This window comes from Slackia sp. CM382 (assembly GCF_000293015.1).
Taxonomy (GTDB): Bacteria; Actinomycetota; Coriobacteriia; order Coriobacteriales; family Eggerthellaceae; genus Slackia; species Slackia exigua.
The window spans coordinates 128171-139947 of sequence record NZ_ALNO01000019.1 but is presented as its reverse complement, the minus strand read 5'-3'; the positions used below and the strand labels follow the sequence as shown (position 1 = coordinate 139947).

Sequence of the window (11777 nt, the reverse complement as noted above, 5' to 3'; positions counted from 1 at the left end):
GGCCCCGCCCGTCGTACGGTTCTGATGCATTGTGTTCCTCCCTGCGAACGCAGAAGAGCCGCCGAGATTTGCTCCAAGGCGGCCTGTACATACATAGGAATCATTTTCGCCTAATCAGAGGCGCCTGGCAATGAAATTCTCGACCGATCCGATAGTTTTTCGACGTAGATACGCCGATATCCTCACTTTCACGCGAAGATCCGGCGGCATATCCCTTGGCCGATGTCCGTCTATTCCGTCGGAAGGATGATTTCCACCAAAGTGCCTTCGCCTGCAGGGTTGGGAACCATGCCGATGGCGCCGCCATGCGCATCGACGATCGCCTTGGCGATGGCAAGCCCCAGTCCGCGTCCGCCACCGGCCTCGCGTGCCTTATCGGCCCGATAAAAGCGGTCGAAGGCCCGTTCGACGTCTTCGGCCGATACGCCGATTCCCGTATCGGCCACGCGAACGTGCGCGCGATGGCCCTCAAGCGCGGTCTCGACCTTGATGGAATCCCCTTCTTCGGTGTACTTGATCGCGTTATCGAGCACGATCGCCAGCAGCTGGCGCAGCTTGGCGCAATCTCCCGACACCACGGCCCCGCTCTCAGCGCTCACGTCGATCTTCCGCCCTTTGAGCTCGGCATACTCTCGATACGTCGAAGCCATGGCCTCCGCAAGCTCGTCGAGGGAAAGGCGTTCCTTCTCAAGCTCCGCATCGCCCGCATCGAGCGCGGTGAGCGCAAGCAGGTCTCCTGCGAGGCGCGCGAGGCGATCAGATTCGTCTATCGTCGCGGCAATGCCCTCGAAATGATCGATGATGCGGTCGTTCGGATGCTCGAGCAAAAGCTCCTGGGTCGTCTTGATGACCGAAAGCGGCGTCCGCAGCTCGTGCGACGCGTTCTGGACGAACTCGGACTGCTTGCGCCAAGATCGGGCGATCGGCCTGATCATGCGACGCGAAAGCAGATAGCTTGCAGCGGCGGCCAGGACGAGCGCGATCGCGAACCCGACGGCCATCGTCCTGGTGAAGGTGTCGAGAATGCCCATTTCCGAATCGACATTGGCAATGACCTGGACGTATCCGACCGTCACGCCATCGTCGTTCTGGACGGCCGACGTGACCGTGCGAAGGTTATGGCCGTTGCAGATGCGCAAGCGCGGCGCGTCGAGATCCTTCTTGTCGAACGGAATGTCATCGAGGTAGTCCGGCTCGACCTCGTACAGGGCGATGCCGCTCTGAATGGAGCCGTCGAGCGACCGAATAACGAATATGAGCTGGGGGTTCTCTCCCACATTCCGCTCCATGGCCGCGAAGAGGTCGCCGGAAAACCCGCCGAGACCGACGTCGAAGCTGTCATTCCCCTTCGACGCGCCGTCGGACGCAACTCCCGCAGGATCGGCCCCTTCCCACGGCTCATCCTTCTCGAACGAAAGCTGGGCCAGCTGAAGCTGTTCGTCGATACCTTGGAAAAGGTTGGTGCTCACCTGGCGATAGATGAAGAAGCCGAGAACGAGCAGCAGGCAGGCGAGCACGACGAAGAATATGACGGTGCTCCGAACGAGCTCCCTGTTCAAATACCGTTGTTCGGCACGCGTCGCCATCACGCGCCGCCTTCCCCGAACAGATATCCGGCACCGCGAACGGTTTGCAGATATACATCGTATCCGAACGGCTTGAGCTGCTTTCGGACGGCGCTCACGTACACTTCGACCACGTTCGTCGACGTATCCGACATGAAGCCCCAAACCCGATCGAATATCTGGCTTTTCGACACGAGCTGGCCTTTGCGGCTCACCAGGAACTCGAGCACGTCGTATTGACGACCCTTGAGCTTGACCTCGGCGCCTCCCACGTAGGCGGCATGCATATCGGGATACAGCACCAGGTCCTTGAACGAGAATTCCTTGCGCTCGAACGAATCCGTGCAGCGCCTCAGGATGGCCTCGATGCGCAGAAGCAGCTCGTCTTTCGCGAATGGTTTCGTCAAATAGTCGTCGGCACCCGCACGCAGGCCCCGGATCCTCTCATCGACGCCGCGCATGGCCGTCAGTATGAGCACGGGGGTGGTCACCTTGTCGGCGCGCAGCTTCTCAAGCACGTCGTAGCCGCTCATTCCCGGCAACATGAGATCGAGCACGATAAGGTCGTAGATCCCGTCTTTGGCGTAGAAGTATCCCTCGTCGCCATCGAAGGCCTGCTGAACTCCGTATGCAGGCTCGATCGCCCGTCTCATGGCGTCGGACAGCCGGCGGTTGTCTTCGACTATAAGAATGTCCATCGCGTTCCTTCGCTCAAGCGTCGGCATATTCGATTCGACTATAGCATCGCGCTGCGGCTTCCATGCGCGCGCGAACCGATCGCGTTCGGAATGCCCACGGCCCCATCGGAACCGGCGCCTCCGCGCATGAACGAGCGAACCCTCCTCGGACATGCGCGGATCGGACCCGATCGCACGGCTCCCGTTCACGCATGGACGGTTTAAGGAAGCTTTAAGGATGCCTTCCCTACAATCGCCTAGCCATGCAAGACAGCTTCGTTATGAACGATAAGGAAAAGGAGCACGTTATGAATACCAAGAAGTCATCGTTCAAGTGGATCGTGATCGCCCTCATCGCCGCCATCGCCGTGGCCGGTGCGCTCTTCGCCGTGAAGAACTCGGGCATCCAGCAGGCGGTCGACCCGAACAAGGACCAGTCCCAGGCGCAGCAGAGCCTCGAGATCGACCCCAACAACCCGCCCGAGGGCGTCCAGATCGTCAAGAATGACGGCGACCAGGGCGGCAACGGCGGCGCTGAGGCCGGCGCAAGCGCAGGCTCGACCACGCAGGCGTCTTAGGCCCCTGCCCGGATAAGGAAGAAAGAATGAGTAAGACAATCGGGAAATCCCTCATCGTCATCGCCCTGGTTGCAGTTCTGGGAGTGCTCGTCTGGGGGCTCGCAGGAGGAGCCACGCCGTTCATGGACAAGACCCAGCCGCAGCCTGACGAGCAGGCCGCCATGCAGCAGACCACCGCGACGGTGCAGAAGGGCACCATCGAGTCGAAGGTCACCGGCCCGGGCGAGATCAAAGGCTCCGCTACCGCCAAGCTCGAACTCGACAAGAAGCGCTACTTCAAGGAATTCGTTCCTGAGCTGAACACGCGCGTCGAAGAGGACGACGAACTCGTCGACTACACCTACGGCAAGCCCCTGAAAGCTCCGTACGACCTGGTCGTCACCGAGAAGAACGTGCCTAAGAGCAAGAAGGCCGTCACGAGCGACCATTATCTGCAGGTGACCCGCGTCGACACCATGAACGTCGACATCGCGGTCAGCGAAGCCGACATCGCCAAGATCAAGGAAGGCCAGGAGGTCGACGTCGCTATCGGAGGCGACGAGAACAACGTGGTCAAGGGCACGGTCGAATCCATCAACCAGGTGGGCAGCTACAACGCGTCCGGCTCCAAATACACGGTCACGGTCTCCATCCCCAATGAAGACGGCGACATCCTCATCGGCATGTCCGCAAACCTGAGCATCAAGACCGGCGAAGCGAAGGACGTCCTCACCGTTCCCGTGAGCGCCGTGAAGACCACCGACAAAGGCTCTACCGTCTCGGTCGTGCAAGAAGACGGCACCACCGTCGAGAAGAACGTCACCACCGGCGTGTCCGACGGCAAGATCGTCGAGATCTCAGGCGACGTGAAGGAAGGCGACAAGGTCGTCCTCAATGAAGCCGGCGGATCTGCCGACGGCATGGACGCGGCCACCACAGGCGCAGGCGCCGCCGCGACCAACTAGGGGGACCCATGGATTCCCCTAGAAACGAAACGACCGCATCCGACAAGCTCATGATCGACATGCGCGGCATCCGCAGAACCTATCTCATGGGCGAAGAGCGCGTGCATGCGCTCGACGGGGTGGACTTCCAGGTGGCCAAAGGCGAATTCGTCTCGGTCATCGGAGCTTCGGGCTCGGGCAAGTCGACGCTGATGAACATCATCGGGCTTCTCGACGTGCCTGACGAGGGGAGCTACTACCTCGCAGGACGCGACACCACCTCGCTGTCCGACTCGGAAGCGGCACGCATCCGCAACCGGACGATCGGCTTCGTGTTCCAGGACTTCAACCTTCTGCCCACGATGAATGCCTTCGAGAACGTGCGGCTCCCCCTGCTCTATCGCGGGCTCAAGCCCAAAGAGGCCGGGGAGCGCGCTCGCGCGCAGCTCGAACGCGTGGGTCTGGGCAACCGCTCGCACCACCTGCCCGCCCAGCTTTCGGGCGGCCAGCAGCAGCGCGTGGCCATCGCCCGCGCGCTTGCGGGCGAACCTGAGATCCTGCTCGCCGACGAACCGACCGGCGCTCTGGACTCCCACACGAGCGAAGAGATCATGCAGCTTCTCGAAACCTCGAACGAAGCCGGTCAGACGATCGTATTCATCACCCATAACCCCGACCTTGCCAAGAGGACCAAACGCAGGGTCGCCATTTCAGACGGCCATATGCATGAAGAGAAGGAGGTCCGGCGATGAAGCTCATCCAGATGCTGCGCGAGTCGTTTCTAAACGTCATGCGCAACAAGCTCCGCACGGCCCTCACCATGCTGGGCCTTATCATCGGCATCGCGTCGGTCATCGTGCTCGTAGGCATCGGCGACGGCTCGAACAAGCAGGTCGCGGAACGCATCCAATCGCTCGGCGGCAACGTCATCTCCGCTTTCACCTATAGCGGCGGCGACATGACCTACAGCGACATCGAGAACATCCGGGCGAAAGAGCACATCGCCACGGCGACGCCGTCCAAGAACATCAATGCCGACGTTTCCGTGAACCATCGGAAGCTGACGCAGGCAAGCGTCAATGCCACCGACGAGAACTACCTCGAGGCCCGCAACCTCGATCTTGCCGAAGGCCGCAACCTCTCTGCCGTCGACCGCGACAACAAGAGCAAGGTCTGCATCGTAGGCGAGAAGATCGCGAAAGAGCTGGGAGGCACCTCCGAGGCGGTCGGCAAGACCCTCAAGATCAACGGCGATATCTACAGCGTCGTGGGTGTCATCAAGTCCAAAGGCGAGTCCATGGGCCTGGATACCGGCAATCTCGTGGCGCTTCCCATAAGCGTCGTGAACGACCTCGGCGCCGCCCCGACGTTCAACGAGGCCTATGCAAAGGCCCAGGACGGTCAGGTGGATGCAGCGAAGGACGACATGAACTCGTACTTCGCCAAGGACAAGAAGCTCAACGTCAACTCGTACACGGTCAACACCCAAGACGAGCTTCTGAACGCCACGTCATCGGTCAACGAGACCATGACCGCGCTTCTGGGCGGCATCGCGAGCATCTCGCTCATCGTCGCCGGCATCGGCGTCATGAACGTCATGCTGGTTTCGGTGGCCGAGCGCGTGCGCGAAATCGGCATCAAGAAGGCGCTGGGAGCGCGCCGCATCGACATCATGGGGCAGTTCCTCACCGAGGCGCTCATCATCAGCCTGATGGGCGGCACGGTCGGCATCGCGGGCGGCCTGGCCTTCGGGCTGGCGGCGGCGAAGACCGGCATGCCCTTCTCGCCCTCGCCGAGCATCGTGGTCATCGCGGCGGGCACGAGTATCGCGATCGGCCTGATCTTCGGGCTGGTTCCCTCGTATCGAGCCGCACGGCTCAATCCCATCGACGCTCTGCACTAAAACGCATCGTCGAAGGCACGGCGCGAGCCGGCCGCAGGGGGGAGGATGGACGTTACGCCAACGACGTCCATCCTCCCCTTCTTCATGCATAGCCTTGGTGTAAACAGGGGCAACGCTGCTTAGGCTCTATCGATGCAAGCAATAAGGAAAATCCGGCTGCATGAGCAATCATACCGACATGCGGCCGAAATCATCCCATCAGCTCGCTGAAGATGGGCAGGCAATTGTAGATGTACGTGTCGCGCCCGTCGCTATCGTGCGAGTATCCGGCCGCGACGCGATACGCTGCGTTCGGCGCAACCCGAGTCGCGTTTTCCGCATCGTCATCGAAGACGAAGAAATCCGGATGCTTCCGCAGCTTCCCCACCTGAAGATCGAGGCCCCCGAGGGCGAAATCGAGCGACCCCGTCGTCGTGAAGACGAAGAAGTCATCGAGCCCATACCCCTGATCGTCGATGGAATCGACCAGGAAATCGGCAGTCCATTCAGCGCTTCGTCGCTCGGTATACATCTCGGAGCTCCAAAAGAGCGACCCCGACATCGGGAAGAAGTATTCGAACCAATCCATCGAGTCGGTCATGCGATACCACGTGGTCACGGCGCCCATGGAGAAGCCGCCGAAGATGCGGTGGCCGCGCGATGCAACGATGTCCTCGTCGTCCGAGCTTTCCAGGTACGTGTTGTATCGGGTCTCGAACTGGGGAACCAGGTCGCGCAATTCATACCCGAACCTCTTGGTCAGCGCGGCATCGTAGTCGTCGTTATCCTGTTCGATGTTATCCGGATAGTACGAAACGCATACGACGATCATAGGATTCATGTCGCCCTGCGCGATCATGCTGTCGAGCAGGAACTTATCACCGTACGGCTCCTCGGGCGTGCCGAAGTAGGAGCTTTCGCTTCCGCTCGCGCCATGCATGAGATACAGCACGTTGTAGCGCATCTCCTCATCGTCGGGATCGTACCCGTAGGGCAGGTAGACGATGGCGAGCTTCTCCATGTCGCGCGCTTCGTCGTCGTAGGTGTTCGTGTCGTAGTAGAAGCGCTCAAGCGTTCCCGGCTCGTTCGAAGGATCGAAATACGACGACGGAACATCTTCAAGCGCACCGGGAATATCGACTTCATCGCGCACGGGAGCAAGAGGCTCTACAGGCGCCGGCTCGGGCGAGAAGATTCCTCTTCCATCCCCCGAAGGGGGATCTGAAGGCGCGGGAAGGGAGCAGCCGGACAGAGCAAGGGCCGCCGGCACGGCCGTGCCGGCCATCAGCGCAAGAAATTCCGCACGAGACATCGCGCGAGCAGTCGGGTTCGTCATCTGAGTCTCCTTGAGTGGCATATCGTTTCTTCGACGATAAACTTCAGGATGCGCCGCCGCGGGGAACATCGGGGCGAATATATGATTCCCTCATCAAACCGTTGAGAATGATGCGGATTCTTGAAGGGATCCGCCATGGCGGCTGCCGGCGTTGTTGGAGCTGCAGCGCTGGCGAGCGAACATGCACCGACGCCTATGCCGGCTTCAACCCGGCTTTTCCCTCCACGCTCCTTTCTGATTCTTCATTAATTATCGTTTATCGATAATTTTTTATTGACTTTCGATAAATCCAGCGCCATCATGAAGCCCATCGACGAACGGAGCACCTATGAACCAACGCGAACTTTCCCTCTGCCTCAGGATCCTCGACGCGAGCATCGTCGTCGGATGCCTCTGGTTCTGCCTCGGCATCATCCCGATAAAGGCCGACGAAGCCCTAGCCGCGCACGGCACCGTTCTCGGGTGGGCATTCGCCGTCGTAAGCTGCATTCCCCTGCTGGCCATCGGCGTGCTCGCATGGCGCCTTTTCGCCGATATCGGCAGAAATAGGTCATTTTCAACGGGAAATGCCGCGCGCCTGCGGCTCGTCAGCCTCTTCGCGCTTGCCGAGGGAATCCTGTTCTTCGCGGCCATGATCGTGATCGCAGCGCTCGGCCTGCTCACATCTGGAGCCCTGGCCGTCGCGCTCGTCATCACCATAGCCTGCTTCGCGCTCGCCATCGTGTCCGCCACGCTTTCGCACCTCACGCGCAAGGCGGCGCAGCTCCAAGACGAAAACGACCTCACGGTGTAACGGAGCGGCCATGGCAATCCACGTGAATCTCGATGAAGTGCTCCGCCGCGAACGCATGACCCTGACCGAACTCAGCGACCAGGTGGACATAACCATCGCGAACCTCTCGAACCTCAAGACCGGCAAGGCGAAGGCCATGCGCTTCACCACGCTCGACGCGCTCTGCCGTGCGCTCGACTGCCAGCCAGGCGATATCCTCGCCTACTCCGACGAAGACTAGACCCCCATCGGGCGAACGCGGCCCGATGCATCAAGAGAGAACCGTTGCAGAACGTGCGTTCATGCGCGCAAGGAGGAATCATGTCTCGAAACCACGCATTGCCCCAGCCGCCAAACGAAGCCGCGGCATCGCCGATGCCATCGGCAACCCCGCCCACATCGCCCGAAGCTCCCGTGAAGATGCCGAAGAAGAGCATCCCTTTCGACAAGAAGAGCCGGCTTGCGCTTTTGCTCGCCTTCGGCCAGGCCGTTCTTTCATCATTCATCTTCTATCCGTACGACGCGATGGAATTCGGCTCCTTGCCGGGCGTCGGTCTCACGATCATGGCCGTCGCCGTTCTGGCATGCGCGTTCGCCATCTTGGGTAAACATGCGCGCATCGATCGGGTGACCATACCCCTTACCGTAACCTGCCTGATTCTTGCTCTCATTCCTGCGCTGTACGCGAATCTCGACCTTCGCTTCCTCAATTGCCTCATATTAGGCGGAACGCTGACCCTGGATGTCTTCCTCGTGGCGAACCTTTGGGAAGGATGCTGGGCGAGCAGCCGAGCCGTCGGAGCCTCCATCTGGTTCTTCTTCGTAGCCTTGTTCTCGAATCTGCTCGGACCTCTGAATGCCCTAGCGCACCGATCCCGCGGCAAGGACGGACGTGTGCACGGACCGCAGGGCGTGGCCGCAGGCATCGGCATCGCGCTCGGCCTGCTCGTCATCCTCATCATCCCGCTGCTTGCCAGCGCCGATGCCATGTTCTCGCAGATCTTCTCGCGCATATTCGATCTCCTCGCGCACCTGCGCTTCGACAGGATAGTCACGCACCTGACCATCGTCCTCATCGTGACGCCTTTGGCGTTCAGCCTGCTGTGGGCTGCATCCCACGCCCGCTCCAACCCGCATGCAAGCGCGGGCGAAGACGCCCTTCCCGACGCCTCGAGCAGACGCATCGCCCTCCGTATTCCGGCGGCGACGCAGGTCATCGTCCTCATAAGCGTCGATATCGTGTATCTCGTCTTCGTCGCGGTGCAGTTCATCTACCTGTTCGGCGGCACGGAAAGCGTCCATATGTACGGCGGCTATGCCGAGTACGCACGCACCGGATTCTTCCAGCTTGCCACCGTCGGCATCATCAATGCATGCATCGGGCTCCTTGCAGCGCAAGGCGCGGGACATGCGCAGTCCATCGGATCCCGCGCGGCCCTTGCAACCGGCAACGTCGCGCTCGTGCTTATGACCGCGGTCATCCTCGCCTCGGCGGCGATGCGCATGAATCTCTATATCCAGGAATACGGCCTCACGCTGATGCGCCTGCTCACACTGCTCGGCATGGCGTTCACGGCCGTGCTCCTCGCGGCGCTTCTCGTCAAAACGTTCCATGCGAAGACCAACTTCTTCCGCATCTTCATGATCGCTGGCCTGGCCCTCTGGATCTGCTTCAACTTCATGAACATCGACAAGCTGATCGTCCGGTACAACGTGGCCCAATATGAATCCGGCGCTATCGAAAACATCGACGCGTGGTATCTGAGCATGCATACCAATGCGGATACCTTGTCCGATCTTCAGGCGCTTGAAACATACCTGAGAACGAAATCCGACGCGAACGAAAAGCTGCACCTCGGAGACGATCTGAACTACGGCGATTCATACGAGTACGAGGCGGATATCCTGAAAGACCGCATCATCGCCTATGAAGACTCGAGGACGCGTGAACCCTGGCCGCTCTGGTCTTGGGCGCATCGAGCGTGACCGGCCCCCTATCCTCGGCCGGCGCACCTGCGGTAGTAGAACACGGCGATCTGGGTGCGATTACGCAGACCGAGCTTGGCGAGCACCGAGCTGATGTGGTTGCGGAGCGTGCCTTCGGACATGCAGAGCGCATCAGCCGCTTCGGCGTTATCCAGACCTTCCGCGATTGCACGGACGACTTCACGTTCGCGCTCGGTCAGGGAGGCGAGCACCGATTCGTCGGTACGGGAGCCCCCGACGCAGCCCGCCATGAACGCGGCCCGCTCCAAGACCTCGCCTTCAAGCACGTTCTGGCCTGCCATCACGGCGCGCAGCGCAGGGGCGATGGACGCGACGTCCTGTTTGATCAGGTAACCGCGCGCGCCCATCTTGAGCGCCCGCACGATGTATTCGTCGTCCGAAAACGTGGTCAGGAACACGACGCGTGCCTCGGAATCGCGCCTCAAGAGCTCCTCGGCAGCGGAAAGCCCGTCGCGACCCGACATGCGTATATCGGAAAGCAGCACATCGGGAGTATGCTCTTCGAACAGGCGCACCGCATCGTCGCCGTCCGACCCGAACGCGACGACCTCGATATCTGCCTGCGCGTCCAGGATGATTCCCAGGGATTCGCGCACGATCGGATCGTCGTCCACGATTACGAGCTTCATTCAGCGACCTCCTCGATCATCGTCCGTGCGCTTCTATCCGCCGCATCCCTCGCACCGCCGTCAGGTGCGTCCGATTCTTTCCCCTTCGGAATGGATACGAACACCACGAACTCATCGCCGCAGATCAATCTCATAATGCCTCCATGGGAAGCCACGCTTTCCCGCATCGTTCGCACCCCCATGCCGCCGGAGCGCTCGGCTTCAAGGAAGGCCTCCGTCGAACCGCGGGGCACAACCCCGTCGTTGCGCACGACCAGCTGCCAGAACGCAGGATACTCGGTTGCACGGACGCTCGCGTGCGCCGCGTGCGCATGCCGTGCGGCATTGGTCAGGGATTCACGCGCGACCGAAACCAGGCAGCGCGTCACATCCGCCGGCGGCTCTGTATCCAGAACGCATGCCACACGCACCTTCAGAATGCCCGAAGTCCCTGCGAGGCGATTCAGCTCCACGGAAAGGCTCACGCCGTCGTCTTCCAGGTCATGCACGCTCTTACGCATGGTATCGAGCGCGTCGTCAAGACCCGCGGCGATACGGCCGAAATCAGCCGTCACGCTCGCATCCGGCGCATGCACCACCTGCAATGCCTTCGTCTGGAGCGACAGCCGCGTCAGCTGATGGCCCACCTTGTCATGGATGTCCCGCGCGATGCGCGTGCGTTCGGCCAGGGCGACTTCGCGCGCTTCGAAACCGCGCGCCGCCTGCAGCTCATGATTCCTCGCATCAAGATCGAGCAACCTGTCCTGCAGATCGTCCTGCAGGTTTCGCATGCGGCCTTCGGTATCGAAGAGCCTCGTCGTGCGAAGCGAGACCAAAGCGGCGCCAAAACAGGCGATGGCCACGCAGAACGCTTCGAAGAGGGGAATGCTCCACGTGGCCATCCATGCGGCGAGAGGAAGAATCCAGGTCGCCGACGCAACCGCACTATGCGAATTCTTCGACGCATCGCCCGCCCTCGCCGCGTCATACGCTACGAGGGGCAGCATGGCCAGACCCGATTCCGCTGCTCCGAAAACCACGGCGGAGGTCACGCACCATGCCGTGAAGATGCGACGATCCGAACCCGCACATGCGACCGTGAGCTCGGAGGAGGCCGTCCCTGCCGCCGAGCCGTCCTTCGCCGCCGCGCCCGCACGTGCGGATATGAGCTCGAAGACCGCCGAGAAACCGATTCCCGTCACGAAGAAGACGACAGCCAGGCTGCGTTCGCCGCGCGCGAACGCGAACGCGAACGAGAGCGCCAAGCAGACCGCCGCAACGAGGGCCTTGTCGATGATTCTTTCCATACCGGCCATTCTATGCGAAAGGCTCGGTCGGGCATCCATGACAAACGTCAGGGTCCATTCATGACGACGCTCACTTTCGCCCACCATGCTTCTGGCCGAGAATGAGGATACCGATCGAGAAG

12 protein-coding genes are annotated in these 11777 nt (G+C 61.0%); 7 read left to right on the top strand and 5 right to left on the bottom strand.

The genetic code is table 11. The features are described 5' to 3' along the window. Positions 1-230: 230 nt before the first annotated feature. Both HMPREF1155_RS08490 and HMPREF1155_RS08485 read right to left on the bottom strand, forming a co-directional pair. Entirely contained in the window at positions 231-1586 is a 1356-nt protein-coding gene (locus tag HMPREF1155_RS08490) for a cell wall metabolism sensor histidine kinase WalK (RefSeq protein ID WP_009079153.1), read from the bottom strand. Beyond that, complete coding sequence (locus tag HMPREF1155_RS08485; protein ID WP_009079164.1) at positions 1586-2263, bottom strand: response regulator transcription factor; 678 nt, start codon at positions 2261-2263, stop codon at positions 1586-1588. Before HMPREF1155_RS08485 ends, HMPREF1155_RS08490 begins: the two co-directional genes overlap by 1 nt. Before the next feature lie 287 nt (positions 2264-2550). Here HMPREF1155_RS08485 and HMPREF1155_RS08480 point away from each other — a divergent pair, with 287 nt between their 5' ends. Genes HMPREF1155_RS08480 through HMPREF1155_RS08465 form a run of 4 tightly spaced genes read left to right on the top strand, consistent with a single transcriptional unit; the run spans position 2551 to position 5646 of the window. Next, positions 2551-2820: a hypothetical protein gene (locus HMPREF1155_RS08480; protein ID WP_009079216.1), complete on the top strand. Its 270-nt coding sequence runs from the start codon at positions 2551-2553 to the stop codon at positions 2818-2820. A 26-nt stretch (positions 2821-2846) separates the two neighbouring features. Continuing rightward, the gene (locus HMPREF1155_RS08475; protein WP_009079204.1) at positions 2847-3764 is read left to right on the top strand and encodes an efflux RND transporter periplasmic adaptor subunit; all 918 of its coding nucleotides are present in this window, start codon (positions 2847-2849) and stop codon (positions 3762-3764) included. 8 nt (positions 3765-3772) lie between these two features. Next, positions 3773-4495, top strand: coding sequence for an ABC transporter ATP-binding protein (locus HMPREF1155_RS08470; protein WP_006362575.1), 723 nt, complete (start codon positions 3773-3775; stop codon positions 4493-4495). After that, the gene (locus tag HMPREF1155_RS08465) at positions 4492-5646 is read left to right on the top strand and encodes an ABC transporter permease (protein WP_006362574.1); all 1155 of its coding nucleotides are present in this window, start codon (positions 4492-4494) and stop codon (positions 5644-5646) included. Before HMPREF1155_RS08470 ends, HMPREF1155_RS08465 begins: the two co-directional genes overlap by 4 nt. Positions 5647-5836: 190 nt before the next feature. On the opposite strand, the gene HMPREF1155_RS08460 is transcribed toward HMPREF1155_RS08465, so the two are convergent. Then, positions 5837-6961, bottom strand: a complete 1125-nt coding sequence (locus tag HMPREF1155_RS08460) for an esterase family protein (protein WP_009079197.1) — start codon at positions 6959-6961, stop codon at positions 5837-5839. 328 nt (positions 6962-7289) lie between these two features. On the opposite strand from HMPREF1155_RS08460, the gene HMPREF1155_RS08455 reads away from it, so the two are divergent. The 3 genes from HMPREF1155_RS08455 (at position 7290) to HMPREF1155_RS08445 (ending at position 9719) form a co-directional block, all read left to right on the top strand. Beyond that, on the top strand, positions 7290-7754 hold the full coding sequence (locus HMPREF1155_RS08455) for a DUF2975 domain-containing protein (protein ID WP_009079304.1): 465 nt from the start codon (positions 7290-7292) through the stop codon (positions 7752-7754). A 10-nt stretch (positions 7755-7764) separates the two neighbouring features. Beyond that, entirely contained in the window at positions 7765-7974 is a 210-nt protein-coding gene (locus HMPREF1155_RS08450; RefSeq protein WP_006362570.1) for a helix-turn-helix transcriptional regulator, read from the top strand. 80 nt (positions 7975-8054) lie between these two features. Continuing rightward, positions 8055-9719, top strand: coding sequence for a DUF4153 domain-containing protein (locus tag HMPREF1155_RS08445; RefSeq protein WP_009079140.1), 1665 nt, complete (start codon positions 8055-8057; stop codon positions 9717-9719). Between the two features lie 8 nt (positions 9720-9727). On the opposite strand, the gene HMPREF1155_RS08440 is transcribed toward HMPREF1155_RS08445, so the two are convergent. Then, positions 9728-10369 carry a response regulator transcription factor gene (locus HMPREF1155_RS08440; protein WP_009079174.1) on the bottom strand — a complete coding sequence of 214 codons (642 nt, stop codon included), beginning with the start codon at positions 10367-10369 and terminating at the stop codon, positions 9728-9730. After that, positions 10366-11655, bottom strand: coding sequence for a sensor histidine kinase (locus HMPREF1155_RS08435; protein ID WP_009079314.1), 1290 nt, complete (start codon positions 11653-11655; stop codon positions 10366-10368). The genes HMPREF1155_RS08440 and HMPREF1155_RS08435 overlap by 4 nt, the downstream gene beginning before the upstream one ends. Positions 11656-11777 lie beyond the last annotated feature (122 nt).

What these genes read in the sequence shown, in the direction of transcription:
- HMPREF1155_RS08465 (WP_006362574.1), top strand. Translation starts at nt 4,492, where the DNA reads ATGAAGCTCATCCAGATGCTGCGCGAGTCGTTTCTAAACGTCATGCGC.
- HMPREF1155_RS08480 (WP_009079216.1), top strand. Translation starts at nt 2,551, where the DNA reads ATGAATACCAAGAAGTCATCGTTCAAGTGGATCGTGATCGCCCTCATC.
- HMPREF1155_RS08460 (WP_009079197.1), bottom strand. Translation starts at nt 6,961, where the DNA reads ATGACGAACCCGACTGCTCGCGCGATGTCTCGTGCGGAATTTCTTGCG.
- HMPREF1155_RS08445 (WP_009079140.1), top strand. Translation starts at nt 8,055, where the DNA reads ATGTCTCGAAACCACGCATTGCCCCAGCCGCCAAACGAAGCCGCGGCA.
- HMPREF1155_RS08470 (WP_006362575.1), top strand. Translation starts at nt 3,773, where the DNA reads ATGGATTCCCCTAGAAACGAAACGACCGCATCCGACAAGCTCATGATC.
- HMPREF1155_RS08490 (WP_009079153.1), bottom strand. Translation starts at nt 1,586, where the DNA reads ATGGCGACGCGTGCCGAACAACGGTATTTGAACAGGGAGCTCGTTCGG.
- HMPREF1155_RS08450 (WP_006362570.1), top strand. Translation starts at nt 7,765, where the DNA reads ATGGCAATCCACGTGAATCTCGATGAAGTGCTCCGCCGCGAACGCATG.
- HMPREF1155_RS08435 (WP_009079314.1), bottom strand. Translation starts at nt 11,655, where the DNA reads ATGGAAAGAATCATCGACAAGGCCCTCGTTGCGGCGGTCTGCTTGGCG.
- HMPREF1155_RS08455 (WP_009079304.1), top strand. Translation starts at nt 7,290, where the DNA reads ATGAACCAACGCGAACTTTCCCTCTGCCTCAGGATCCTCGACGCGAGC.
- HMPREF1155_RS08485 (WP_009079164.1), bottom strand. Translation starts at nt 2,263, where the DNA reads ATGGACATTCTTATAGTCGAAGACAACCGCCGGCTGTCCGACGCCATG.
- HMPREF1155_RS08475 (WP_009079204.1), top strand. Translation starts at nt 2,847, where the DNA reads ATGAGTAAGACAATCGGGAAATCCCTCATCGTCATCGCCCTGGTTGCA.
- HMPREF1155_RS08440 (WP_009079174.1), bottom strand. Translation starts at nt 10,369, where the DNA reads ATGAAGCTCGTAATCGTGGACGACGATCCGATCGTGCGCGAATCCCTG.